The following is a 23,435-nucleotide window of genomic DNA, read 5'->3' as shown; positions in this document are numbered from 1 at the left end:
TCGCACCATTTTCGCTTTTTAACGACGATGCAGCGATCCCGACAGCGACACAGGCTAACAAATCGGCATTTCAAAATGGCGGCAATATCGTGACAATTCGGGGATCAGCCCCCTGCGCTCCCCCAATGCCGGAAAAAATCGCCAAGCCCTGGTTCCTCTACCTCATCGAATGCATCGACGGCAGCATCTACACCGGCATCACGACCGACGTGAAGGCGCGTTATGCCGCGCACTGCGCCGGCAAAGGCGCGCGTTACACGCGTGCCCGGCCGCCGGTAGAATTGCTGGCCTGGCAGATGCAGCCCGATCGTGCCGCCGCGGCCCGCGCCGAATACCGGGTCAAGCAACTGTCGCCCCAGCAAAAACGCCAACTCGCCCGGAACCTCGCCATGCAGATTCAGCTTTCCCCGGCCGTTCAACTGCTCCACGCAACGCGCCACGCCGTCCTCAGCACGCATTCGACCCAGTTGCCCGGTTTTCCCTTTGGCACAGCCGTACCGCTGGTGCTCGACGAGCGGCAACAACCGCTGCTGCTGATCAGCGCGCTGGCCGAGCACACCAAGAACCTGCTCGCCGACAGCCGGGCCAGCCTGGCCGTCGTCGAGGGCGGCAAGGACAACGTGCAGGACGCCGCGCGCATCACGCTGGTCGGTCGCTGCGAGCCTTGCGAAGCTTCACCGGCCCTGGTCGAGCGCTACTTCCGCTACCTGCCCGAGGCGGCGCAGTATCTCCAGCTTGATTTCATGTTCTTCCGGCTGGTGCCGGAACGCGCCCGCTTCATCGGCGGCATCGGCCGCATGGGCTGGATCGACGGCGCGGACTGGCAAGCCCTGCCGGCTATCACGCTGGAAGAGGAAAAATCCCTGCTCGACGAATTCACGCCACAACTGGCGCCGCCAGACCGCCTGCTCGGCATCGATGCCTTCGGCGTCGACATCGAACACGCCGGCCTGCGGCAGCGCCGGCCATTTGCCCAGGCCGGCAATCCCGAGGAAATCCGCCACGCTTTGCGCGCGATGGACTTCGCGCCGGCGACGGAGAGCGGCGGCTAGGCCCGGCGCGACGCCGTAATCTGGCGCGAGAGCAGGATCAGCGGCAGCAAGCCGACGACCACGATGGCCAGCGAAGCGGTCGATGCTTCGGCCAGCCGCTCGTCGGACGCCAGCGTATAAGCCTGCGTGGCCAGGGTATCGAAATTGAAGGGACGCATGACCAGCGTCGCCGGCAATTCCTTCATCACATCGACGAATACCAGCAGGCCGGCGGTCAGCAGGCTGCCGCGCAGCAGCGGCGCATGCACGCGCCGAAGCGTGGCGGCCTGGCCCAGGCCCAGACTGCGCGCGGCATCGTCCATGCTCGGCGTGATCTTGGCCAGGCTGGACTCGACGGAGTGCAAGGCCACCGCCAGGAAACGCACCAGATAAGCGTAGATCAGCGCGGCGATGCCGCCGGTCAGCAGCAGACCGGGGTTGTTGCCGAACCACAGTTCCCACTGCCCGGCCAGCCAGTGGTCGAGGCGGGTCACGGGGATCAGCACGCCGACGGCAATGACCGCACCCGGCACCGCGTAGCCGAGGCCAACGAGACGGTTCAGGCCCGCCGCCACGCTCGACTTCGACAGCCGTGCGCCGTAGGCAAGCAACAGGGCGATCAGCACGGCGATCAACGCCGTCGTGCCGGCCAGCAGGAAGCTGTTGCGCGACAGGAAGAGGAAGCGCTCGCCGAACTGCGCATCACCTTCGGTCAAGGCCATTTTCAGCAACAGCAGCGCCGGCAGGACGAAACCGATCAACAGGGGTAAAGCGCAGGCCAGCACCGCCGCCAGCGCCGGCAGGCCGCGCAATGTCGCGCCAGCCATTGGCCGGTTGCGCCCGGTAGTGTTGTGGTAACGCGCCCGCCCCCGGGAAATCCGCTCGGCCATCAGCAGAAAGAGCACGAAACCGAGCAGCATGGCCGCCAGCTGGGCAGCGGCGACCCGGTCGCCGAGCGAGAACCAGGCGCGGTAGATGCCGGTGGTGAAGGTATTGACCGCAAAATAGGCAACGGTGCCGTAATCGGCGAGGGTTTCCATCAGCGCCAGCGCGATGCCGGCGACGATGGCCGGTCGCGCCAACGGCAGCGACACCTTGAAGAAGGCGCGGCGCGAACCCATGCCCAACGTCCGTGCCGCTTCCAGCATGCCGCTGGCGCGTTCGAGGAAAGCCGTGCGGGCCAGCAGATAGACGTAGGGATAGAGCACAAAAACGAACATCAGCATGGCACCGGGCAAGGTGCGGATGTCCGGGAACCAGTAATCGCCGTATTGCCAGCCGAACAGCTCGCGCAGCGTGCTCTGCACCGGCCCGACGAACTGCAGGAAATCGGTATACACGTAGGCCATCACGTAGGCCGGCACGGCCAGCGGCAGGACCAGCGCCCATTCGAAGAAACGGCGGCCGGGAAACTCGTGCATCGCCGTCAGCCAGGCCGTCGACACGCCGATGAGGCCGACGCCCAGGCCGACGCCCAGGCACAGCAGCAGCGAATTGGCGATGTACTCGGGCAATACGGTCTGCGACAGGTGGGCCCAGGTGTCGCTGGTACCGCCGACGAACAGGTTCAGGCCGACGCTGGCGACCGGCAGGGCGGCCAGCACGGCCACCGCGATACCGACGATCAGCAGGAAGGGAAATGAGCGCGTGTGCAGGTGCATGAATGCGAATTATAATCGAGCACCATGACACAGCTCGAATTGATTGGCGTAATTCAACGCTACGGCAAGCATACCGTCGTCGACGGGGTCGATTTTCGCCTGGCGCCCGGACAGATTGCCTGCCTGCTTGGCCCGTCCGGCTGCGGCAAGACAACCCTGCTGCGCTGCATTGCCGGCTTCGAGGACATTGCCGGCGGCGAAATCCGGCTGCACGGCCAGACGGTCAGCCGACCGGATGCCCGGGTCGCTCCCGAGAAGCGCCGGATCGGCATGGTCTTCCAGGATTACGCGCTGTTCCCGCATCTCACCGTCGATGAAAACGTCGCTTTCGGCCTGGCCGACCGGCAGAGCGAAGCCGCCTCGCTGCGCGTGCGTCAGTTGCTCGCCACGGTCGGCCTCGGCGGCCAGGGCAACAAGTATCCGCACGAACTTTCCGGCGGCCAGCAGCAGCGGGTGGCCCTGGCCCGGGCGCTGGCACCGCGCCCCGAACTGATCCTGCTCGACGAACCCTTCTCCAACCTCGACGTCGGCCTGCGCGAGCGGCTTTCGGTCGAAGTGCGAGAAATCCTCAAGCGCGAGGGCTCGACCGCGATCATGGTCACCCACGACCAGCACGAAGCCTTCGCCATGGCCGACGAGATCGGCATCATGCACAACGGCCGCATCCAGCAATGGGATACGCCGTACAACCTCTACCACCGACCGGCCAACCGCTTCGTCGCCGACTTCGTCGGCCAGGGCGTGCTGCTCACCGGCACGGTCGGCGAAGGCAATTCGGTGTGCATGGAACTGGGCACGCTGATTTCCGACACGCCGGTGGAGTGCAACGAAAGCTGCTCGCATTGCGAAGACGGCTGCCGCGTGGACATCCTGCTGCGGCCGGACGACATCGTGCACGACGACGCCAGCCCGGTGCAGGCCGAAGTCCTGCACAAGGCCTTCCGCGGCGCCGACATCCTGTACACCCTGCGTCTGAGCAGCGGTAGCGAGGTGTTGTCGCTGGTTCCGTCGCACCACAACCACGCGCTGGGCGAGAAGATCGGCATCCGCCTCGACGCCGACCATGTGATCGCCTTCAAGAAACACGATGCCTGCGACGACGATCCGGCATGCGAAATCCGCGTCGAACAACAGGCGCTTGCCGAGCAGCCGGTGACCTGGCACCGCTGACCGCCGGCGCATGATTCCCTTTCTCGGCCCGCTCGACCCGTTTCCGCCGGTCACCGAGGCGCGCCAGGACATGAACGGCTTGCTCGCCGTCGGCGGGCTGTTGCTGCCGGATCGCCTGCTCGACGCCTACCGGCGCGGCATCTTTCCCTGGGGCACGATCGAGGGGCAGGCCCTGTGGTACAGCCCGGACCCGCGCATGGTCATGTTCCCCGAAAACTTCCGCCTGTCGCGCAGCCTGCGCCGCCTGTTGCGCAGCGATACGCTGACGATCAGCGCCGACCGGGATTTCCCCGCAGTCATCGCGGCCTGCGCGGCAACCCGGCGACGCGGGCAGGATGGCACCTGGATCAGCGACGAGATGATGGAAGCCTACACCCGGCTGCATGAACTCGGCTGGGCGCATTCGGTCGAAGTCTGGGAAGAAGGCGAACTCGTCGGTGGCTTGTACGGCCTGGCCATCGGCCGGATGTTCTACGGCGAGTCGATGTTCTCCCGGCGCGACAATGCCTCGAAGTTCGCCTTCGCCTATCTGATCCGACTGTTGCGCGAGCGGGGTTTCGGCATGATCGACTGCCAGATGCACACCGACCACCTGGCTTCGCTCGGGGCGGCGGAAATTCCCCGCAGCGAATTCCTGCAGCGCATGCAAACGCTGATCGGCCAGGGCGAACGCAGCGTCTGGCAGCTTGCCGTGAGCACCGACTGGTAACCCCCCATGTCCCAAGCCAACGACGCCGACCTGCCCTTCTCGCTGCTGCAGTTCTACGCGACCTCGCCCTACCCGTGCAGCTACCTGCCCGACCGCGAGGCCCGCTCGCAGGTTGCCACGCCCGCCCACCTGATCGACAGCGGCATCTACAGCACGCTGGTCCGGGCCGGTTTCCGGCGCAGCGGCATCTTCACCTACCGCCCGCACTGCGACCAGTGCCAGGCCTGCGTCCCGGTCCGGCTGCCGGTCGCCGACTTCGCGCCCTCGCGCAGCCAGCGCCGTGCCTGGAAACGCCACGCGGATCTGCAGATCCGCGAGCTGCCGCTGATCTCGGTGGCCGAGCATTTCGACCTCTACGTCCGCTACCAGGCCAGCCGCCATCCCGGCGGCGGCATGGACGAGGACAACCACGACCAGTACGCACAGTTCCTGCTGCAAAGCAGTGTCGACACCCGACTGATCGAATTCTCCGAGAACGATCAGGTACGCATGGTCAGCCTCATCGACGTCCTCGACGACGGCCTGTCGTCGGTCTATACCTTCTTCGACCCGGACGTCCCGGGCGCCAGTTACGGCGTTTTCAACATCCTCTGGCAGATTCAGCAATGCCGCGGACTCGGCCTGCCCTATCTGTACCTCGGCTACTGGATCGCCAACAGCCGGAAAATGGCCTACAAGACCACTTTCCGGCCGATCGAGGGACGTGTCGACGGTCACTGGAAGCTGTTAAGCTCCTCCTAATATCCCACTCCGGAGTTCTCCATGCGCCTGCGCCTCCTTACCCTGATCGCCCTGCTCGTCACCCTGCTCTCGGGCTGCGGCTACAACCAGATCCAGATCAACGACGAAGGCGTCAACGCCGCCTGGTCGGAAGTGCTCAACCAGTACAAGCGACGCGCCGACCTGGTGCCCAATCTGGTAGCCACGGTCCAGGGCTACGCCGCCCACGAAAAGGAAGTGCTGACCCGGGTCACCGAGGCCCGCGCCAAGGTTGGCGGCATCAACGCCACGCCCGAGCTGGTCAACGACGAAGCCGCCTTCGCCAGGTTCCAGGCCGCGCAATCGGAAATGAGCAGCGCCCTGGCCCGCCTGCTGGTGGTCGCCGAAAACTATCCGCAACTCAAGGCCGACGCCAATTTCCGCGACCTCCAGGCCCAGCTCGAAGGCACCGAGAACCGCGTCACCGTCGCCCGCAACCGCTACATCGAGACGGTGCGCGTCTACAACGTCTCGGTGCGCACCTTCCCGAACAACCTGACGGCGATGGTCATGGGCTGGAAACCCAAGGCCAACTTCAGCGTCGACAACGAAAAGGCCATTGCAGACGCCCCCGCCGTCAAGTTCGACAGCAAGTAAGCGATGTTGCGCTGGCTGCTGCTCTGCCTGTTCACGCTCCTGCCGGTCACCGGCTGGAGCAGCGGCCCGCTGGCCCTACCGGCGCTGAGCGACCGCGTCGTCGACCTGACCGGCACGCTGTCGGCCGGCGACCGGGCCGGCCTGATCGAACGGCTGAGCCGGCTGGAACAGGAAAAAGGCGCGCAGATCGCCGTCCTGCTGCTGCCGACCACCGAGCCGGAAAGCATCGAGCAGTTCGGCATCCGCCTGGCGGAAAGCTGGAAAATCGGGCGTCAAGGCGTGGACGACGGCGTCATCGTCATCGTCGCCAAGGACGACCGACGCATGCGTATCGAAGTCGGCTACGGGCTGGAAGGCGCGATTCCCGACGCCATTGCCAAGCGCATCGTCGACGAGCAGATGGCGCCGCGTTTCCGTGACGGCGACTTTGCCGGCGGCCTCAGCGCGGCCGTCGACACGCTGGTCCGCGTCATCGACGGCGAGAGCCTGCCGCCGCCGGAAGAGAAAAAACCGGACGGCGCCGGCTTCGACACCGACAGCCTGCTGTTCATCGCCATCTTCGTCGCCAGTGTGGCCCGCGCCCTGTTCGGCCTGGTCGGCGCGCTCGGCATTTCACTGCTGGCCGGTGCGCTGGCCTGGTTCAGTTTCGGTTCGCTCGGCGCCGCCGTGATCGCCGCGCTGATCACCTTCTTTGCCTCCTTCATGCGCGCCGGCAAGGGCGGCTGGCATAGCGGTGGCGGCGGAGGCAGTCGTGGCGGTGGCGGCGGTTTTTCCGGCGGCGGTGGCGGTTTTGGTGGCGGCGGCGCCTCGGGGAGATGGTGAGATGGGACTGTTACGCAAACTCAGGCACCTGACCGCGCCGGGCTGGCTGGTCCGCCGCCATTTCGCCAAGGATGATCTCGACGCCGTCGAAGCCGCCATCGATGCTTCCGAAAAGACCCATCGCGGCGAAATCTGCGTGGTCATCGAAGGCGCCTTACCTTTTGCCGCGCTCTGGCACGAAGAAGACAGCCGCCGGCGGGCCGCTCGCCTATTCCTGGAATACGGCGTCGACCAGACGCGCGAGGCGACCGGCATCCTGCTCTACATCCAGTTGCTCGACCACCAGCTGGAAATCCTCGCCGACCACGGCATCGCCGGGCGCGTGCCGCAAGCCGTGTGGGACGACATCTGTCACGCCACCGAAGCCGATTTCGCCGCCGGCCGCTACCGCGACGGACTGGTCAGCGCCGTCGGCCGCATCGGCGCCCTGCTCGCCGAACATTTCCCGGCAGCAGCCGACGACAACCCGAACGAACTCGGCAACCGCCCGCGGCTGCGCTGATCACTGGTAGCGCAGCGCCTCGATCGGATCGAGCCGCGACGCCTTCTGCGCCGGGTACCAACCGAAGAAGATGCCGACTCCGGCAGCGACGGCAAAGGCCAGCAGCGCCGCCGTCCCGGAAATGACCACGACCATGCCGGTGATCGCGTTGATGCCGAGCGCGATGGCGATGCCCAGCGTCAGGCCGAGCAGGCAGCCGGCGAAGGAAATCATCACCGCTTCGAGCAGGAACTGCAGCAGGATGTCCTTCTGCCGCGCGCCGATGGCCATGCGGATGCCGATTTCCCGGGTACGCTCGGTGACCGACACCAGCATGATGTTCATGATGCCGATGCCGCCGACGATCAGCGAAATCGAGGCGATGGCGCCGAGCAGGATGGACATGGTCCGCGTCGTTTCGGCTTCCGACTCGGCGGCGGCCGACAGGTTGCGCATGAAGAAGTCGTTGGGCATGTCGTCGCGCAGGCGGTGCCGCTGACGCAGCAAGGACTCGACACTGTTCATCGTCCGCTCCATGCCTTCGGCCGAATCGGCCTGGACCATGATCATCCGCACCGAACCGACAAAGGGGGTGCCGAACACCTTGCGCTGTGCGGTGGACAGCGGAATGATCACGGTGTCGTCCTGATCGCGGCCGTCGAGGTTCTGTCCCTTGGGCGCGAGCACGCCGGTGACGACAAACGGGCTCTGCTGGATGCGCAGCGTCTTGCCGACCGGGTCTTCGTCGCCGAACAGGTTTTCGGCGACGGTCTTGCCGATCACCGCCACCCGTGTTGCCGAACGCACGTCGGAATCGCCGAAGCTGCCGCCGCTGACCAGATTCCAGGCGCGAGCATCGAGGTAGGCCGGCGTCGTGCCGATCACCTGCGTACTCCAGTTCTGCGCGCCATAGACCAGTTGCCGCGCCCCCTGATGGGTCGGCGCGACGTTGGCCACGCCGTCGAGTTCGGCAATCGCCTCGGCATCGCCGACGGTCAGCGTCGGCCCACCGCCGCTGCCACTGCGCACGCCGGACGCGGTGAATGATCCGGAAAGGACAATGAACAGGTTCGACCCCATGGTGCTGATCGTCTGCTGCACCGCGTACTGCGCCCCCTGACCGATGGCCAGCATGATGACCACGGCGCCGACGCCGATCACCATGCCGAGCATGGTCAGCGCCGTGCGCAGACGGTTGGCGCCCATCGCCAGCCAGGCTTCGCCGAGCATCGGGCGGATCATGGCTGTTCTCCGGTAAGGTGATCGCTGACGATGCAGCCGTCGAGGAAGCGCACCTGGCGGCTGGCGTGGGCGGCAATGTCGGGCTCGTGGGTGACCAGCACGATGGTGATGCCGTCCGCGTTCAATTCGCCGAACAGGCGCATGATTTCCTCGCTGGTATGGCTGTCGAGATTGCCGGTCGGCTCGTCGGCGAGGATCAGGCGCGGTTCGTTGACCAGCGCCCGGGCAATCGCCACGCGCTGTTGCTGACCGCCGGAAATGCGATTGGGCAACGATTCGGCGTATTTACCCAGACCGACACGCTCAAGCAGCACGCGCGCCCGCGCCCGTCGCGTTTCCTTGTCGGCACCAGCGTAGACCAGCGGCAGCGCGACGTTGTCCTGCAGGCTCATGCGCGGCAGCAGGTTGAAGCCCTGGAAAACGAAACCGATGGTCCGGTTGCGCAAGCGGGCCAGATCGTCCTTGCTCAGGTGCGCGACGTTCTCGCCGGCCAGGAAATAGTCGCCGGCACTGGGCGTGTCGAGACAGCCGAGCAGGTTCATGAAGGTCGATTTGCCGGAGCCGGACGGCCCCATGATCGCCACGTACTCGCCGGCAGCGATGTCGAGATCGACGCCGCGTAGCGCGGGAAACTCGCCGGCCGCCGTCTGGTAGGACTTGCCCAGACCGGCAACCCGGATGACGGAAGCAGCCATCAGAACATCCGCATGCCGACCGACGACGGCGCCTTGGCCGGCCCGCCGTTTTCACCGACGACGATGCGCGCCCCCTCGGCCAGTTCGCCGGACACCAGCTCGGTATTGCGACTGTCGGTAATGCCCAACTGAACCGGCACGGCCTTTAACTGGCCGCTTTCCAGCACATGCACGGTCGCCCCCTGGCCACCGCGCGCCCGGCCCTTGCCGCCACCGGCGCCGGCTGACGGCGGCCCGCCGGCGCCCGGTCCGGCCGGCGCCGCCGGGGCACTTTCGGCCGGCTTGAAGCGCAGCGCCGCGTTCGGCACCAGCAGCACATTCTCGCGCTGACGCACGCCAATGGTCACGTAGGCGGTCATTCCCGGCAACAGGATGTGGTCCGGGTTGGCCACCGAAATGCGCACGTTGTAGGTCACCACGTTCTGCTGCGTCACCGGATTGAGGCGGATTTGCTGGACCACGCCCTCGAACTGACGGTCCGGGAAGGCATCGACCGTGAATTTCGCCTTCTGGCCCTCGCGGATGGCGCCGATGTCGGCTTCGGCAAAGCTCGTATCGATGCGCATCTCCGACAGATCCTGGGCGATCTTGATCAAGGTCGGCGTCTGGAAGCTGGCGGCCACGGTCTGGCCGAGATCGACGACGCGGTCGATGACCACGCCATCGACCGGCGAGCGGATCACCGTGTAGCCGAGATTGGCCTGGTCACGCGCATGCTGCGCCTGCGCCTGCGCCAGTTGCGCGCGCGCCGAGCGCAGCACCTGCGCCGCCTGGTCGTATTCCTGTTTGGAGACGAACTCCTCGGCGAGCAGGGCTTTCATCCGCGCTTCGTTGGCCACCGCCAGATCAAGGCTGGCCTGCGCCGAGGTGATGCTGGCGGCGCTCTGGCGGGCGCTGGCCGAAACCAGCGAATCGTCGAGTTCGAGCAGGGGCTGGCCGGCCTTCACCTTGTCGTTGAAATCGACGTGCAGCTTGCGCACCGTGCCCGAGACCTGGGTACCGACGCTGACCAGCACCACCGGATTGAGCGTGCCGTTGGCCGACACCGCCTGGGTCACGTTGCCGCGCGCCAGTTCGGCGGTGCGGTAGCGCTTCTCCGGGTCCTGCGCGGCGCGCTGCTTGACGAACCAGTAGCCGCCGCCGGCCAGACTGGCAGCGAGAACGGTCAGGATCAAAATTTTTCCGGTCTTCTTCATCTTCATTCCCCGGCTGCCTGCAGCAGCGTGTAGTCGAGCGCGCCCATGCTCTGGGCCAGGGCGGCACGATAGATATTCCAGTCGAGTTCGGCCTGGATGCGCTGGACGCGCGCCTGGGCCAGCGCCGTCTGGGCACTCAGCAGGTCGAGCACGGAACCGACGCCGGCCTTGTAGCGGCCAAGCGCCACGCGCTCGGACTGTTCGGCGCTGGCGACCAGATCGCGCGTCGTCTGCAGCGCCTCGGTGGCCGTGTTCAGGCTGTGATACGCCTTCCACACATCGAGCGCGACCTGGTTGCGGATACGGTCGCGCTGGGCGGCGCGAGCTTCCTGCTGGGCCTCGGCGGCACGTACGCGATAGGTGGTGTCGAAGCCGGAAAACAAGGGCACGTTCAGGGTCAGCCCGATCGCACCGCTGCGGTTGGTCACGCCATCGACACGCTGCCAGTTCGGCCCGGCCGCCAGCGACAGCGTCGGCCGCCCCTGCGCCCGGGCCACCGTCACCGACGCCTCGGCGGCCAGCACCTGGGCTTCGGCGGCCTTCAGGTCCGGGCGACGTTCGATGGCAGCGGCGATCAAGGTATCGAGATCGTTACGGAAGCTGGCGTCGCCGCTGACCGGAGACATTTCCGCCAGCTGCAGCGGCGTCTGTGCCGGCAGACCCAGCGCATTGGCCAGGCTGCCCAAAGCGCTGCGCGCCTCGCCCTCGGCCCGCTGCCGGTTGAGCCGCGCCTGCGAAGCCGCCGTCTGCGCCTGCAGACGCTCGGCCGGCGTGCCGGCGCCGACCCGGTAACGCAATTCGGCGGCAGCCAGGCTTTCCTGCGCCGAGCGTTCGGCCTCAACCGCCGCCTGCACCGCCGCCCGCGCGGCCTGGGCACCGTGATAGGTCTGCAAGGCCGACAGGAACAGCGTTTGCACCGTCGCATCGCGGGTCGCCAGCGCGGCGTCGAGCAGCCGCGTCGCGTTGTCGATGCCGGCCGCGCGCTGGCCGCCGTCGAGCAACAGCCACGACAGGCTCAGCGAAGCGTTGCGCTGGGTGACGCCCTGCATTTCGTTCTGTATTTCGGTGAAGTTGCGGGTGATGCCGGCCCGACCGTCCACCGACGGCAACCAGCCAGCCCGCGCAACGCCGACCTGCGCCGCCTGGGCCCGCGCGCTCGCCCACTGCTCGCGCGTCTGCGGGTGATTGCACAGCGCCAGGTCGACCGCGTCGAGTGCACTCAGCGGCGCGGCCGGCAGTTGGTCGGCACACGGTAGCTCGCCAACGCGCGCGGCCAGCGCATGCGAGCTGCGCAACGGCAACATGGCTTCGGTCTGTAGCGGGTCGGTCAGGGTCTGAGCTTGCCCGGCACTGCCCGCGAGACCGACCAGGAGCACGCCGAGGTTTCTGAGAAGGATTCGCATGCCCAGCAGTTTAGCCGGCTCCGGGCCAATCTAGCTGTTACAAATTGTTTTCCGGGCGCGCTCTCGCTATCCTGCCGGGCATGTCAGTGCCCGCCACCTCTTCCTTCATGCTCGGCGCCCGCGAGGGTTTCGCCGCTTTCCTGCCGGTTTCGGTCGGTCTCGTGCCGTGGGCGCTGGTCATGGGCATGGCAATGAGCAGCCACGGTTTCAGCCCGGTCGAAGCGATGGGCATGAACCTGATCGTCTTCGCCGGTACCGCCCAGCTCGGCACGCTGCCGCTGATCAGTTCCGATGCGCCGCTATGGCTGATCGTCGTCACCGCGCTGGCGCTCAACCTGCGCTTCGTCATCTTCAGCGCCGCCATCGCCCCTGGCTTTCACGGGGTTGGCGCCCCCCAGCGCTGGCTGTCGGGCCACCTGCTGACCGACGGCGTCTTCGCCACCTGCGCCGAGCGCATGCTGCAGGTCGACGACCCACGCTGGCGCCTCGGTTTCTACCTCGCGCCCTCGCTGTGGTCGTGGCTGCTGTGGCAGAGCTTCACGCTGATCGGCATCTTCGCCGCCGGGGTCGTGCCGGCTAGCTGGTCGCTGGAATTCATGGCGACCATCGCGCTGATCGTGCTGCTGGTGCCGATGGCACGCATCCCCCCGATGCTGGTCGCCGCACTAGCCGGCGGCGCGGCCGCGACGCTGCTGCGCGGCATGCCGCTGCGCCTGGGCACAGTCGCCGCCATCGTCATCGGCATTGCCGCCGGTTTCCTCGCCGAACATCTCGAACACAAGCGACGCCAGCCATGAACGACACCAGCCTGTGGTTGATTTTCGTGTTGATCGGCCTGGCCACGACCTTGCCGCGCGCCAGTTTCATCGTTCTCGGCAACCGCGTGCAATTGCCGCCGGTGCTCCAGCGCGCGCTGCGTTACGCGCCCGCCGCCGCCCTTGCCGCCATCGTCGCCCCCGACCTGCTGGTGGTCGATGGCAGCGTCGATGTCATCAACGCCAAGCTCGGCGGCGGCATCGCCGCCGTGGTCGCTGCCCTGCTCTCGCGCAATCCCTGGCTGCCGTTCATCGTCGGCATGGCGGTGCTGCTCGGCCTGCGCCAGCTCGGCGGCTGAGAATCGCGTCCCGGTCGCCGGGAAACCCGGATAATGGCGACCGATTCGTTTAGAACGCTGGGACAGCCGCATGGAAATCAAGGTCAATTTTCTCGACAAGCTTCGTCAGGAAGCCAAATTCGACGACTTCACGGTCATCGCCGATCAGTCGATCCGCTACAAGGGCGACGGCTCGGCGCCGGGGCCGTTCGATTACTTCCTGGCCTCGTCGGCCTTGTGCGCGGCCTACTTCGTCAAGCTCTACTGCGACACGCGCAACATCCCGACCGAGCACATCCGCCTGTCGCAGAACAACATCGTCGATCCGGAAAACCGCTACAAGCAGACTTTCAAGATCCAGGTCGAGCTGCCGCCGGACATTTCGGCCAAGGACCGGCTGGGCATTTTGCGTTCGATAGACCGGTGTACCGTAAAAAAGGTGGTGCAGACCGGCCCCGAGTTCATCATCGAGGAAGTCGAGAATCTCGACGCCGACGCCCAGGCGTTGCTGACCATCAACCCGGACGCCGGCACGCAGACCTTCATCGCCGGCAAGGACCTGCCGCTGGAGCAGACCATCGCCAACATGTCGGCCCTGCTCGCCGGGCTGGGCATCAAGATCGAGATCGCTTCCTGGCGCAATCTGGTACCCAACGTCTGGTCGCTGCACATCCGCGACGCGCATTCGCCGATGTGCTTCACCAACGGCAAGGGCGCGACCAAAGAAAGCGCGCTGGCCTCCGCCCTGGGCGAATACATCGAGCGCCTGAGCTGCAACCACTTCTACAACGACCAGTTCTGGGGCGAGGAATTCGCCAACGCGCCCTTCGTCCATTACCCGAACGAGCGCTGGTTCAAGCCCGGCAAGAAAGACGCGCTGCCCAAGGACCTGCTCGACGACTACACGCTGGCCATCTACAACCCGGACGGCGAGCTGCGCGCCTCGCACCTCTTCGACACCAACTCCGGCAACACCGAGCGCGGCGTCTGCGCGCTGCCCTACGTGCGCCAGTCGGACGGCGAGACGGTGTATTTCCCGACCAACCTGATCGACAACCTGTTTCTCAGCAACGGCATGAGCGCCGGCAACACGCTGGCGGAAGCGCAGGTGCAGTGCCTGTCGGAAATCTTCGAGCGCGCCGTCAAACGTGAAATCCTCGAAGGCGAAATCGCGCTGCCCGACATGCCGGCCGAGGTACTGGCCAAATACCCGGGCATCGTCGCCGGCATCGAGGAACTGGAAAAACAGGGCTTCCCGGTGCTGGTCAAGGATGCCTCGCTCGGCGGCCAGTTCCCGGTGATGTGCGTGACCCTGATGAACCCGCGCACCGGCGGCGTCTTCGCCTCCTTCGGCGCGCACCCGAGCCTGGAAGTCGCGCTCGAACGCAGCCTCACCGAACTGCTGCAGGGGCGCAGCTTTGAAGGTCTCAACGACCTGCCGCGGCCGACCTTCGAGAGCAATGCCGTCACCGAGCCGAACAACTTCGTCGAACACTTCATCGATTCCAGCGGCGTCGTGTCGTGGCGCTTTTTCAGCGCCAAAGCCGATTACGACTTCGTCGAATGGGATTTCTCCGGTCACGGCGAGAACTCCAACGCCGATGAAGCCGCCACGCTGTTCGGCATCCTCGCCGAGATGGGCAAGGAGGTTTACGTCGCCGTCTACGACCAGCTTGGCGCCAACGCCTGCCGCATCCTGGTGCCCGGCTACTCGGAAATCTACCCGGTCGACGACCTGATCTGGGACAACACCAACAAGGCGCTGGCCTTCCGCGAAGACATCCTCAATCTGCACCGCCTCGACAACACCGGCCTCGAAGCCTTGCTGGAGCGCCTGGAAGAAAGCGAACTCGACGACTACACCGACATCATCACGCTGATCGGCGTCGAATTCGACGAGAACACCGACTGGGGCCAGCTGACCATCCTCGAACTCAAGCTCCTGATCAACCTGGCGCTGCAGGATTTCGAAGCGGCCAAGGAACAGGTCGAAGCCTACCTGCAGTACAACGAAAACACCGCCGAGCGCGGCCTGTTCTACCAGGCGGTCAATGTGGTGCTGGAAGTGCTGCTCGACGACGAACTGGAGCTGGACGACTACGAGCCCAACTTCCGCCGCATGTTCGGCAACGAGCGCATGGACGCGGTCATCGGCTCAGTGGATGGCAGCATCCGCTTCCACGGTCTGACGCCGACCAGCATGAAACTGGAAGGGCTGGACCGCCACCAGCGGCTGCTCGACAGCTACCGCAAGGCGCACGCGGCCAGGGCGAAGGCGGCGGGGGTGAGCCTGGGAATGTGATTTCTCGAACGCGGGATGGTCGGAAGTTGGGTTATTGCTGTCGTTCAACACCGACGTCACAGCGCTGCGTTGGATAACGGCTATCGACCCCACAAGCAAAAGTTGTCTGCTTGGAGAAGCAAACCTTCATGAACGGCCAATCACAGCAAGCTGACATATTTCGAAATAAATAAAGATGAATGGGATGAAACAGGCTAGTGGCTCTTGCCAGCGTGCGCGGTGATGTAGGCGTAACAAAGTTGCGGGTCATCGGCCATGTCGGCAAACCGTATCCTGCGTTTTTCCCAAGCAGAGAAATCGAGTGGATTATCCACCCTGTCCAGGGTCCACACGGCCATCCCCCAGTCACTGAAGATACGTTGATGTAGCGGCCCCTCTGCCACGATGCGGAAATCGGTATGGCGGACGTCTGCCCGAATCCTGTCTCTGAGGGCCAGAATGACTTCCTTTTTGCCCTCGATCACCTGCATGAATTCGCCATCCTGCTCGATCAGGCAACCGGAAATCCCGTTACGCCGGTTGTTGTGCTGTATTTTCTGCTGCGCGGCTTGGTCAAGCTTTTCCAGACTGCGACTGACATACAGCAAGAAATAGAGTGGCGCGCTGACATCCACACCAAGCCGACCATTCTCACGCTCGAAAGTCTCGGCAAAGACCTTTTCTTCCAGCGGTCGGTGGAAATAATAGCCCTGGATCATGTCGCAGCCATAGGTACAAAGCTCCCGCTGCTGAGTGCCGGTTTCGACGCCTTCGGCAACAAGCTTGAGCCCCAGTGAGCGACCGATGCCGATCACTGCGCGGATGATCGTGCGACTTTCCTCGCTTTTTTCGAGCCCGTCGACAAAGGCACGATCAATCTTGAGGACGTTGACCGGCAGCCTGGTCAGTTGAGCCAGCGAAGAGTAGCCAGTTCCGAAATCGTCGACCGCGACCCGCAGGCCAAGGTCGGCCAGACGGCGCAGAATGCGCAGATTGCTCTCGACATCCGCCATCAGTGAGGTCTCGGTGATTTCAAGCAGCAGGCGTGTCGGATCCGCGTCAGTTTCCGCGAGGATTGCAGCAAAGTCCTCGAGCAGCGAGGATTCGTTGAGTTGTCGAGCGGACACGTTGAGGGAAACATAGGGGGCTTCGTTGCCCCAGCGATGACGCCATTCTGCTTCAGCCCGGCAAGCTTCGCGAAACACCCATAGTCCAATTTGGACGATGCTGCCCGTTTGTTCGGCAATCGGTATGAAGATCGCCGGAGAAATTTCGCCGCCGGCCGGGTGCCAGCGCAAAAGGAGTTCCGCACCGACGATCCTTCCGGTTTCTGCAGCGACAATCGGTTGGAAACGCGCCGAAAGTTCATGATTCTCGATCGCCAGGCGCAAACCATTGGTGATGGTCAGACGCTGTTTGGCCTGCTCCTGGAGCGTCTCGCTGAAAAACTGCCAACCGTCCCGGCCGCGCTCCTTGACCGCATACATGGCGGTATCGGCGTAGCGCAGCAGGTCGTCGGCCGAATGCGTGCTGCCATTGCCGATCGCGACCCCGATGCTCGCCGTCACAAAGAGATTTTCGCCTTTGAACTCGACAGGTTGGCGCAGCGTATCGTTGATTCGAGTTGCCAGCATTGACATGCTGATCGGTTGCTCGACCTGCTCGCACAGGATCACGAACTCGTCACCGGCTAGACGGGCCACCGTATCGCCAGGGCGAACCTGATCCAGCAGTTGGCTGGAAATACGCTTCAGCAATTCATCGCCAGCCTCATGACCATGTGTGTCGTTGACGAGCTTGAAGCCGTCCAGGTCAACAAACAACAAGGCCACGCTAAGGCCGCTCCGTTTCGAGCGTTGCAATGCGCTGTTGAGTCGTTCACGGATCAAAGCACGATTCGGAAGCCCGGTAAGGATATCGTGGGTAGCGCGATGGGTCAGTTCCTCTTCCGCGCGCTTGCGCTCAGTGACATCGCGCATGGTGGCGACGAGTAGCCAATCCTCGCCATTCCGAAATTTGGCAATCGAGACTTCCAGCGGAAAAAAGCTGCCATCCTTGCGATAGCCTGTGACCTCATTCCGGCCGGTCATGCGGCGCTCGGTCTCTGCACCATCAACGAAAGCTTTCAGCAGTTGTGCATGCCTTTCGCGGAAATGCGGTGGCAGGAGCAGGTGGATGGACATGCCCTGGAATTCCTGCTCCTGGTAGCCGAACAGCGACTGGGCACTGCGATTGGTTTCGTTGATGATGCCCTCACCGTTGGTGGCGATGATCGCCATGTCGGCAATGGAGAGGATGTGCTGGGCGCTACTCAGCCGTACCTTGGCCGCCCCCATTTCCGCCGCCAGGCGTGCCGTAGTCGTTGGAGACATGGGGGATTCATGAATATCCACCTTGTTTCCCGGCATCCGGTAACGTTCGGGAATTTCGGGGGGTATGCGACCGAAGTTATCAACGATACTGAAGCTGCCATCCGCGTTGGAGCGCGCAAGGACACTATTGACCGTAGCGTGATGCGTTGCCCGGTCCATTTCGACGATCCCTTGTGGTCCGATGACCTGGACACGCTCCAACGCGTCAATCAATGACTCGGTGGCGATGCTGCCAGCCATCTCGGCAGCCCGGGCAAAGGCGTGGACGCAGAGATAGCAGCCTTCACCAAAATTGGTCAGTACGCCGTTACCATCTGGCCAGATGCCGGTAACACCAGGCTGGCGAGCCAACTGCTGCAGGTAATGGCGGTTTTCCACCGTTTCCAGCGACATGAAATAGGTGTTGCTGGAATACAGCCCCTCGCGAACATCGGGCGCTAGCTGACTGGCAAGCATTTCATCAAAATGCCCCATGACCACGGCCATCCGATGTTTCAATCCTCGCTCAGCAAAACGTTTGAGCAGCGTCAGTTGGTCGGCACCAGCGAAGTATGGAACAAAGACATCGGCGCCGGAACGCGCGACTTGATCAAGCAATCCCCCGATTTCCTCCTCACTGGCGGCAATGGGGAGATAGACCTCACCGACAATGTCACCGCCGATACCGAGCAGGCTGCGTTTAGCCGCGTCAATCGATCCCCGCGGCCATTCATAATTACTGCCAGCGAAAAACATCTTCTGGCCATAACGACGGGCCATAAAGGGGATCATCTTGTCGATCTGCTGATTCGGCAGGGCGGCGAAGTGAAAGAAATAGCGGCTGCGGATGCTGCCTTCGTAGAACGAAAAATTGAGTAGCGGCACCTGCCTGGGTTCGGCAATCTGGTTGGCAACGGCAATACGCGAGTTCGACAGGAGGTTGCCAATCAGTGCGACGCAGGCATGTTCATCCACCAACTTGCCGGCCGCACGCAACGCACTGTCGGGCAAACTGCCATCGTCTTCCACGATCAATTCGAGCGGGCGACCGAGGACGCCGCCGTGCCGATTCACCTCCGCGCAGGCAATGCGGGCTGCAGTGACGATTTCCTGGCCATAAAGCCCGACCAGGCCGGTGAGCGGCGGCATCAGGCCGAGGCGGATAGGCTTCTTTTTCATCACTTATTACCTTAGTAGTAGTAAGCCTATCCTATCAGTTTCAGGACATTCGGTGGCCGGCAGCTGCCGGTCAGTAGCAGCACAACCAAAGACCGAGACGGCCGAAAAGAGCCCATCGCTTTCGGCACGAGGGGCAACACACACCATCGCGCCGGGCCATGTCGGAACACCGGGCCTTCACAGCGTCTCGATTCCCGCCCGGACTTCCTCCGCTCGATGCTGCAAGGCATCGAGCGTTGCCGGGTCCACGCCGGCCAGCTGGCGATAGACCATTCCCAGCCTGGGGTTGGTGGCCAGCCGCTCGCCGTTGCGCGCGAAGAAATCCCAGTACAGGGCGTTGAACGGGCAGGCCCGCTCGCCGACACGGGCTTTCCTATCGTAATGGCAGCCCCGGCAGTAATCGCTCATGCGGTCGATGTAGGCGGCGGTCGATACGTAGGGTTTGGTCGCCAGCCGGCCGCCGTCGGCAAACTGGCTCATGCCGAGGGTGTTGGGCAGTTCGACCCATTCGAAGGCGTCGATGTACACCCCGAGATACCAGCGGTGGACGGCCGCCGGATCGAGTCCGGCGAGTAGCGCGAAGTTGCCGATCACCATCAGGCGCTGGATGTGGTGGGCGTAGGCGTGTTCCAGCGACTGACCGATGGCATGCGCCAGGCAGCGCATGCGGGTTTGTCCGTTCCAGAACCAGGCGGGAAGCGGCAGGCGATGGGCGAAATGGTTGTGTGCGTCGTAACCCGGCATGCTGGCCCAATACACGCCGCGCACGTATTCGCGCCAGCCGAGAATCTGCCGGATGTAGCCTTCGGCCGCTGCCAGCGGAACATGGCCGGCCTGCTGCGCGCTGACGACGGCGGCGATGACCTCGCGCGGGTTGAGCATCTTGGTGTTGAGCGCGAACGAGATCAGGGAATGGAAAAGCCGCCCGTTGCCGGCTGCCATCGCGTCCTGGAAATCGCCGAAATGGGGCAGTGCCTCGTCAATGAAGTCGGCCAGCTGCTCCAAAGCCTCCTGTCGGTTCAGCGGCCAGCGGAAATGCCCAGCCGCCGGCTCGCCGAAGCTGTCCACGCCGGCCTGACGGATGCTTTGCCAGAGTACCGAGTGATCGTGCTGACCGCGCCAGTCGGCCGGTGCGCACGGCACGCCCGACCAGGACTTGCGGTTGTCGTGGTCGAAGTTCCAGCGACCGCCGAGCGGCTTGCCCGGGCCGGCCATCAGCACGTCGTGACGCATCCGCATCTGGCGGTAGAAGTGTTCCATCAACCATTGCCGGCGCCCGGCGAAAAGTCTGGCAGCTTCGTCGCGCTGGCTGAAAAAGTGCTCGCTGTCGACCATCCGCGCGGGGATGACAAGTTTCGCGGCGTAGTCCGCCAGTTGCCGGTCGAGCCGCCATTCGTCGGGTGCCTGGTATTCGAAGGCGGTGACCGCGTGGCGCGCGATCAGCGCATCGAGGTTGGCCAGCAGCGACTGGCGGTTGGCCGGATCGTCGATAGCAAGATACTCCACGCGATGTCCCGCCTCCCGCAAGTGCCGGGCAAAGTCGCGCATGGCGGCGAAGATGGCGATGATTTTCTGGGCATGGTGGCGGACGTAATCGGTTTCCTGGCGGACCTCCATCATCACGTAGATGACGGCAGCGTCGGCTTGCGCGAACCAGCTGTGCTGCGGATTGAGTTGATCGCCCAGGATCAGCCGCAGGGTGCTCACCGCGTCTGTTCCACCCAGATCAGCTGCTCGGTGGCAAAGCCCAGGGACTGGGCCTTGCTCACCAGGGCATCACGCACGTCGGTCGGCAGAGTCCACTCGCGGGCGAGTATCCACAGGTAGTCCCGGCTCGGGCCGGCGACCAGCGACCAGCGGTAGTGCTCCTGATCGAGGGCGATCACGTGATAGCCGCCGTAGAACGGGCCGAAGAACGAAACCTTGAGCGATGCAGTGTCAGGATCGCCGATGAACACCGCGCGTCCGACGGCTTCCTTCCACATCTGGCGCCGGGTGTCGTAGCCGCGGTTTATCACCTTGACGCTGCCATCGTCCTGCAGCGAATAGGTCGCATTGACATCGCTCATGCCACGCTCGAACGAATGATCGAGGCGGGCAATTTCGTACCATTTCCCCAGATAACGGTCGATCTCGAACGAGCTCACCGGACGCACCCCGTCGGGCGGCGCGGTCGAGCAGGCAACGAGCGTCAGCGAAAGCAACAGCGTAAGGCAGGCGGAACGTAAGGGAAGCATGAAAACCTTTCCGGAGACCGAAACCAATTTTGTCCTGGACAAACAAAGAAAACAATCGCAATATTACGCCAAACAAACGCCAAATCATCAGTTTTGTTCATGACGCAATTGATAACCGTGCGAGGTTCAACATGACCCAAAGCCAATCCCCGACACTGCCACCCGTCGTTGCCTGGCTAGGCTACGGCGGCTTGCTGCCGTTTCTCGCACTGGCCTCGGGCAGCTGGCTCGACCAGCATCATGGCCTGCTGTGGAGCGATGCGCTGTTCGCTTACGGGGCGATCATTCTCAGCTTCGTTGGCGCGCTGCACTGGGGGCTGGCGATGAGTCTGCCCGGGCTGACCGAGCGCCAGCGCTCGGCCTGCTTTGCCTGGAGCGTCGTCCCCGCCCTGCTGGCCTGGCCGGCGCTGATGCTCCCCGCACCGCTCGCCGCCTCCCTGCTGGTTGCGGGTTTCATCGCCCATTATCTGCAGGACAGCCGCCTGGCGCGCCGGACGGCCCTGCCAAGCTGGTACCTGCCGCTTCGCCAGCGCTTGAGCGGGATCGCCATCATTTGCCTGCTAGCGGGAATGCTCGCCGCTTGAAACCGTCGCGCAACAAGCCATCGGAGGTCGCACCATGAAACTGTTCAATCGCTTGCCCGGGTTTCCGCGCACGCCGGCCGGCAAGGAACGTCAGGTACTGCGCCGGCTGCCGGCGACCTTCCTTTTCGGCACCCTGCTGCTCGCTGCCCCTTCGCTACTGGTCAGGGTGTTTGCCGACACCGCCGACGCCATGGCCGTGACCACCACCGACATCTACGTCGCCAGCCTGATCATCCTGCACTGGACGGTCGTGCTCACGGTCGGCATTGCCGCCTTCATCGTCATGGTGATGAAAGGTCCGGCTTATGTCGCCGATGCCTATCCCCTGCAGGAAATGGAGACGCTGGATCAATCCGGCAAAGCCCATCGACAGACACGCTGACGCAGCGTGTGCCATTGTCGCCACTTCGCCAAAAACAAGCCTCATCAGGCGCCATTTCAGGCTTTGGCCGGCACTCAAATGCGGTAAAATGCCGGCCACCATGCTCTATCCGCTCATTCGCAAGTTCTTTTTCTCCCTGGACGCCGAAAAGGCGCACGGCATTGGCCTGACCGGGATGTCCTTCCTCGAATCGGCCGGCCTGCTCGGCTTGCTGGCCAAGCCGGCGCCGGATTGTCCGGTTGAGGTCATGGGGTTGCGCTTCCCCAATCCGGTCGGCCTGGCCGCCGGGCTGGACAAGAATGGGGCGCATATCGATGCGCTGGCGCGGCTGGGTTTCGGCTTCATCGAAATCGGCACGATCACGCCTCGCCCCCAGGAAGGCAATCCGAAGCCGCGGCTGTTCCGCATTCCGGAGGCGCAGGGCATCGTCAACCGCATGGGCTTCAACAACGCCGGCGTCGATGAACTGCTGTTCAACGTGCGTGCGGCGAATTTCCCCAAGCGCGGCGGCATCCTCGGCATCAACATCGGCAAGAACGCGACGACGCCGATCGAGAAGGCTGCCGACGATTACCTGATCTGCCTCGACAAGGTGTACAACGACGCCAGCTACGTCACCGTCAATATTTCGTCGCCGAACACCAAGAACCTGCGCGAACTGCAGAAGGACGAGGCGCTCGACGACCTGCTCGCGCAACTCAAGGCACGCCAGCAGGCGCTGGCGCAGCAGCATGGCAAGTACGTGCCGCTGGCGCTGAAGATTGCGCCGGACCTCGACGACCTGCAGATCACCGCAATTGCCGATGCCTTGCGCCGGCATCGTTTCGACGGCGTGATCGCGACCAATACGACGCTGTCGCGCGAGGGCGTGGAAAACCTGCCGAACGGCAACGAAACCGGTGGCCTGTCGGGTGCGCCGGTGTTCCAGCGGTCGACGGCGGTGCAGGAAAAACTGTCGGCGGCGCTGGCCGGCGAAGTTCCGATCATCGGCGTGGGCGGCATTCTCAAGGGGGAGGATGCAGTCGCCAAGATTCGTGCCGGGGCCAGTCTGGTCCAGGTGTATAGCGGCTTCATCTATCGCGGGCCGGAACTGGTCGCCGAGGTCGGCCAGGCACTCGCCCGCGCACTCGGAGAAAAAAACCGATAAGCCCATAAACGGCGCGCAGTTGTTTGTCCCTGCGCCAGGCCGGATAATGCGGGTCTTCGCTCCCCCTGATCATGAGCAACTATATTTTCATTCTCGTCGGCGCGGTGCTGGTCAACAACATCGTGCTGGTCAAGATGCTTGGCCTGTGCCCCTTCATGGGCGTTTCCAAGAAGCTGGAAACCGCCTACGGCATGGGTGCGGCCACGACTTTCGTGCTGACCACGGCCACCGGCGCCAGCTACATCATCGACCATTTCCTGCTCATGCCGTTCGGGCTGGAATACCTGCGCACCCTGTCCTTCATCGTCACCATCGCCGCCGTCGTGCAATTGACCGAAATGGTCATTGCCAAGACCTCGCCGACGCTGCAGCAGACACTGGGCATCTATCTGCCGCTGATCACCACCAACTGCGC

22 protein-coding genes are annotated in these 23,435 nt (G+C 64.1%); 14 read left to right on the top strand and 8 right to left on the bottom strand.

The genetic code is table 11. From position 1 onward, the window contains the following. The first annotated feature begins 125 nt into the window (after positions 1 to 125). On the top strand, positions 126 to 1,052 hold the full coding sequence (locus Q0799_RS00110; RefSeq protein ID WP_298392934.1) for a GIY-YIG nuclease family protein: 927 nt from the start codon (positions 126 to 128) through the stop codon (positions 1,050 to 1,052). Here the strand turns inward: Q0799_RS00110 and Q0799_RS00105 are convergent. Beyond that, the gene (locus Q0799_RS00105; RefSeq protein WP_298392932.1) at positions 1,049 to 2,692 is read right to left on the bottom strand and encodes an iron ABC transporter permease; all 1,644 of its coding nucleotides are present in this window, start codon (positions 2,690 to 2,692) and stop codon (positions 1,049 to 1,051) included. The two genes, Q0799_RS00110 and Q0799_RS00105, sit on opposite strands and share 4 nt — an antisense overlap. Positions 2,693 to 2,716: 24 nt before the next feature. Between Q0799_RS00105 and Q0799_RS00100 the strand changes: the two genes are divergently transcribed. The 6 genes from Q0799_RS00100 to Q0799_RS00075 are packed head-to-tail and all read left to right on the top strand — an operon-like array spanning position 2,717 to position 7,251. Beyond that, complete coding sequence (locus tag Q0799_RS00100; protein WP_298392930.1) at positions 2,717 to 3,862, top strand: ABC transporter ATP-binding protein; 1,146 nt, start codon at positions 2,717 to 2,719, stop codon at positions 3,860 to 3,862. A 10-nt stretch (positions 3,863 to 3,872) separates the two neighbouring features. Further along, positions 3,873 to 4,571 (top strand): leucyl/phenylalanyl-tRNA--protein transferase, encoded by a 699-nt coding sequence (gene aat, locus Q0799_RS00095; RefSeq protein WP_298392928.1) that lies wholly within the window; start codon positions 3,873 to 3,875, stop codon positions 4,569 to 4,571. Positions 4,572 to 4,577: 6 nt separating this feature from the next. Beyond that, complete coding sequence (locus Q0799_RS00090) at positions 4,578 to 5,312, top strand: arginyltransferase (protein WP_298392926.1); 735 nt, start codon at positions 4,578 to 4,580, stop codon at positions 5,310 to 5,312. Between the two features lie 21 nt (positions 5,313 to 5,333). Further along, positions 5,334 to 5,927 carry a LemA family protein gene (locus Q0799_RS00085; protein WP_298392924.1) on the top strand — a complete coding sequence of 198 codons (594 nt, stop codon included), beginning with the start codon at positions 5,334 to 5,336 and terminating at the stop codon, positions 5,925 to 5,927. A 3-nt stretch (positions 5,928 to 5,930) separates the two neighbouring features. Then, complete coding sequence (locus Q0799_RS00080) at positions 5,931 to 6,749, top strand: TPM domain-containing protein (protein ID WP_298392922.1); 819 nt, start codon at positions 5,931 to 5,933, stop codon at positions 6,747 to 6,749. A gap of 1 nt (position 6,750) precedes the next feature. Continuing rightward, positions 6,751 to 7,251, top strand: a complete 501-nt coding sequence (locus Q0799_RS00075; RefSeq protein WP_298392920.1) for a TPM domain-containing protein — start codon at positions 6,751 to 6,753, stop codon at positions 7,249 to 7,251. Here Q0799_RS00075 and Q0799_RS00070 read toward each other — a convergent pair whose 3' ends face one another. From Q0799_RS00070 to Q0799_RS00055, 4 genes are read right to left on the bottom strand one after another with little or no spacing between them, the layout of a single operon-like run. Then, entirely contained in the window at positions 7,252 to 8,472 is a 1,221-nt protein-coding gene (locus Q0799_RS00070) for an ABC transporter permease (RefSeq protein WP_298392918.1), read from the bottom strand. Continuing rightward, complete coding sequence (locus Q0799_RS00065; protein WP_298392916.1) at positions 8,469 to 9,167, bottom strand: ABC transporter ATP-binding protein; 699 nt, start codon at positions 9,165 to 9,167, stop codon at positions 8,469 to 8,471. The genes Q0799_RS00070 and Q0799_RS00065 overlap by 4 nt, the downstream gene beginning before the upstream one ends. Continuing rightward, positions 9,167 to 10,363, bottom strand: a complete 1,197-nt coding sequence (locus tag Q0799_RS00060) for an efflux RND transporter periplasmic adaptor subunit (protein ID WP_298392914.1) — start codon at positions 10,361 to 10,363, stop codon at positions 9,167 to 9,169. The genes Q0799_RS00065 and Q0799_RS00060 overlap by 1 nt, the downstream gene beginning before the upstream one ends. A gap of 2 nt (positions 10,364 to 10,365) precedes the next feature. Continuing rightward, positions 10,366 to 11,766: a TolC family protein gene (locus tag Q0799_RS00055; RefSeq protein ID WP_298392912.1), complete on the bottom strand. Its 1,401-nt coding sequence runs from the start codon at positions 11,764 to 11,766 to the stop codon at positions 10,366 to 10,368. Between the two features lie 107 nt (positions 11,767 to 11,873). Between Q0799_RS00055 and Q0799_RS00050 the strand changes: the two genes are divergently transcribed. From Q0799_RS00050 to Q0799_RS00040, 3 genes are all read left to right on the top strand, one after another. Then, positions 11,874 to 12,563, top strand: a complete 690-nt coding sequence (locus Q0799_RS00050) for an AzlC family ABC transporter permease (RefSeq protein ID WP_298393543.1) — start codon at positions 11,874 to 11,876, stop codon at positions 12,561 to 12,563. Continuing rightward, positions 12,560 to 12,880, top strand: a complete 321-nt coding sequence (locus tag Q0799_RS00045) for an AzlD domain-containing protein (RefSeq protein ID WP_298392910.1) — start codon at positions 12,560 to 12,562, stop codon at positions 12,878 to 12,880. The genes Q0799_RS00050 and Q0799_RS00045 overlap by 4 nt, the downstream gene beginning before the upstream one ends. Positions 12,881 to 12,950: 70 nt before the next feature. Beyond that, positions 12,951 to 15,161, top strand: coding sequence for an OsmC domain/YcaO domain-containing protein (locus tag Q0799_RS00040; RefSeq protein ID WP_298392908.1), 2,211 nt, complete (start codon positions 12,951 to 12,953; stop codon positions 15,159 to 15,161). A 194-nt stretch (positions 15,162 to 15,355) separates the two neighbouring features. On the opposite strand, the gene Q0799_RS00035 is transcribed toward Q0799_RS00040, so the two are convergent. From Q0799_RS00035 to Q0799_RS00025, 3 genes are all read right to left on the bottom strand, one after another. After that, positions 15,356 to 18,670, bottom strand: coding sequence for an EAL domain-containing protein (locus Q0799_RS00035; protein ID WP_298392906.1), 3,315 nt, complete (start codon positions 18,668 to 18,670; stop codon positions 15,356 to 15,358). Between the two features lie 177 nt (positions 18,671 to 18,847). Further along, on the bottom strand, positions 18,848 to 20,377 hold the full coding sequence (locus tag Q0799_RS00030; protein ID WP_298392904.1) for a cryptochrome/photolyase family protein: 1,530 nt from the start codon (positions 20,375 to 20,377) through the stop codon (positions 18,848 to 18,850). Then, positions 20,374 to 20,907 carry a lipocalin family protein gene (locus Q0799_RS00025; RefSeq protein WP_298392902.1) on the bottom strand — a complete coding sequence of 178 codons (534 nt, stop codon included), beginning with the start codon at positions 20,905 to 20,907 and terminating at the stop codon, positions 20,374 to 20,376. Before Q0799_RS00025 ends, Q0799_RS00030 begins: the two co-directional genes overlap by 4 nt. 131 nt (positions 20,908 to 21,038) lie before the next feature. Between Q0799_RS00025 and Q0799_RS00020 the strand changes: the two genes are divergently transcribed. From Q0799_RS00020 to Q0799_RS00005, 4 genes are all read left to right on the top strand, one after another. Next, positions 21,039 to 21,491, top strand: coding sequence for a DUF3429 domain-containing protein (locus Q0799_RS00020; RefSeq protein WP_298392900.1), 453 nt, complete (start codon positions 21,039 to 21,041; stop codon positions 21,489 to 21,491). A gap of 34 nt (positions 21,492 to 21,525) precedes the next feature. Next, positions 21,526 to 21,873 carry a hypothetical protein gene (locus tag Q0799_RS00015; RefSeq protein ID WP_043421468.1) on the top strand — a complete coding sequence of 116 codons (348 nt, stop codon included), beginning with the start codon at positions 21,526 to 21,528 and terminating at the stop codon, positions 21,871 to 21,873. Between the two features lie 100 nt (positions 21,874 to 21,973). Beyond that, on the top strand, positions 21,974 to 23,020 hold the full coding sequence (locus Q0799_RS00010) for a quinone-dependent dihydroorotate dehydrogenase (RefSeq protein ID WP_028995357.1): 1,047 nt from the start codon (positions 21,974 to 21,976) through the stop codon (positions 23,018 to 23,020). Between the two features lie 71 nt (positions 23,021 to 23,091). After that, on the top strand, positions 23,092 to 23,435 hold a 344-nt coding region (locus Q0799_RS00005; protein WP_298392896.1), incomplete at its 3' end, for an Rnf-Nqr domain containing protein.

The organism is uncultured Azonexus sp. (genome assembly GCF_937982035.1).
Taxonomy (GTDB): domain Bacteria; phylum Pseudomonadota; class Gammaproteobacteria; order Burkholderiales; family Rhodocyclaceae; genus Azonexus.
Note: the sequence above shows the minus strand (reverse complement) of the source record. Positions and strands in the feature narration are given on the sequence as shown.

Bases quoted from the DNA above. Each gene is read 5' to 3' on its own strand.
- Q0799_RS00075 (WP_298392920.1), top strand. From the start codon at position 6,751: ATGGGACTGTTACGCAAACTCAGGCACCTGACCGCGCCGGGCTGGCTG.
- Q0799_RS00020 (WP_298392900.1), top strand. From the start codon at position 21,039: ATGACCCAAAGCCAATCCCCGACACTGCCACCCGTCGTTGCCTGGCTA.
- Q0799_RS00040 (WP_298392908.1), top strand. From the start codon at position 12,951: ATGGAAATCAAGGTCAATTTTCTCGACAAGCTTCGTCAGGAAGCCAAA.
- Q0799_RS00065 (WP_298392916.1), bottom strand. From the start codon at position 9,167: ATGGCTGCTTCCGTCATCCGGGTTGCCGGTCTGGGCAAGTCCTACCAG.
- Q0799_RS00035 (WP_298392906.1), bottom strand. From the start codon at position 18,670: ATGAAAAAGAAGCCTATCCGCCTCGGCCTGATGCCGCCGCTCACCGGC.
- Q0799_RS00060 (WP_298392914.1), bottom strand. From the start codon at position 10,363: ATGAAGAAGACCGGAAAAATTTTGATCCTGACCGTTCTCGCTGCCAGT.
- Q0799_RS00105 (WP_298392932.1), bottom strand. From the start codon at position 2,692: ATGCACCTGCACACGCGCTCATTTCCCTTCCTGCTGATCGTCGGTATC.
- Q0799_RS00090 (WP_298392926.1), top strand. From the start codon at position 4,578: ATGTCCCAAGCCAACGACGCCGACCTGCCCTTCTCGCTGCTGCAGTTC.
- Q0799_RS00080 (WP_298392922.1), top strand. From the start codon at position 5,931: ATGTTGCGCTGGCTGCTGCTCTGCCTGTTCACGCTCCTGCCGGTCACC.
- Q0799_RS00110 (WP_298392934.1), top strand. From the start codon at position 126: ATGCCGGAAAAAATCGCCAAGCCCTGGTTCCTCTACCTCATCGAATGC.
- Q0799_RS00045 (WP_298392910.1), top strand. From the start codon at position 12,560: ATGAACGACACCAGCCTGTGGTTGATTTTCGTGTTGATCGGCCTGGCC.
- Q0799_RS00100 (WP_298392930.1), top strand. From the start codon at position 2,717: ATGACACAGCTCGAATTGATTGGCGTAATTCAACGCTACGGCAAGCAT.
- Q0799_RS00010 (WP_028995357.1), top strand. From the start codon at position 21,974: ATGCTCTATCCGCTCATTCGCAAGTTCTTTTTCTCCCTGGACGCCGAA.
- Q0799_RS00070 (WP_298392918.1), bottom strand. From the start codon at position 8,472: ATGATCCGCCCGATGCTCGGCGAAGCCTGGCTGGCGATGGGCGCCAAC.
- aat (WP_298392928.1), top strand. From the start codon at position 3,873: ATGATTCCCTTTCTCGGCCCGCTCGACCCGTTTCCGCCGGTCACCGAG.
- Q0799_RS00085 (WP_298392924.1), top strand. From the start codon at position 5,334: ATGCGCCTGCGCCTCCTTACCCTGATCGCCCTGCTCGTCACCCTGCTC.
- Q0799_RS00055 (WP_298392912.1), bottom strand. From the start codon at position 11,766: ATGCGAATCCTTCTCAGAAACCTCGGCGTGCTCCTGGTCGGTCTCGCG.
- Q0799_RS00050 (WP_298393543.1), top strand. From the start codon at position 11,874: ATGCTCGGCGCCCGCGAGGGTTTCGCCGCTTTCCTGCCGGTTTCGGTC.
- Q0799_RS00025 (WP_298392902.1), bottom strand. From the start codon at position 20,907: ATGCTTCCCTTACGTTCCGCCTGCCTTACGCTGTTGCTTTCGCTGACG.
- Q0799_RS00015 (WP_043421468.1), top strand. From the start codon at position 21,526: ATGAAACTGTTCAATCGCTTGCCCGGGTTTCCGCGCACGCCGGCCGGC.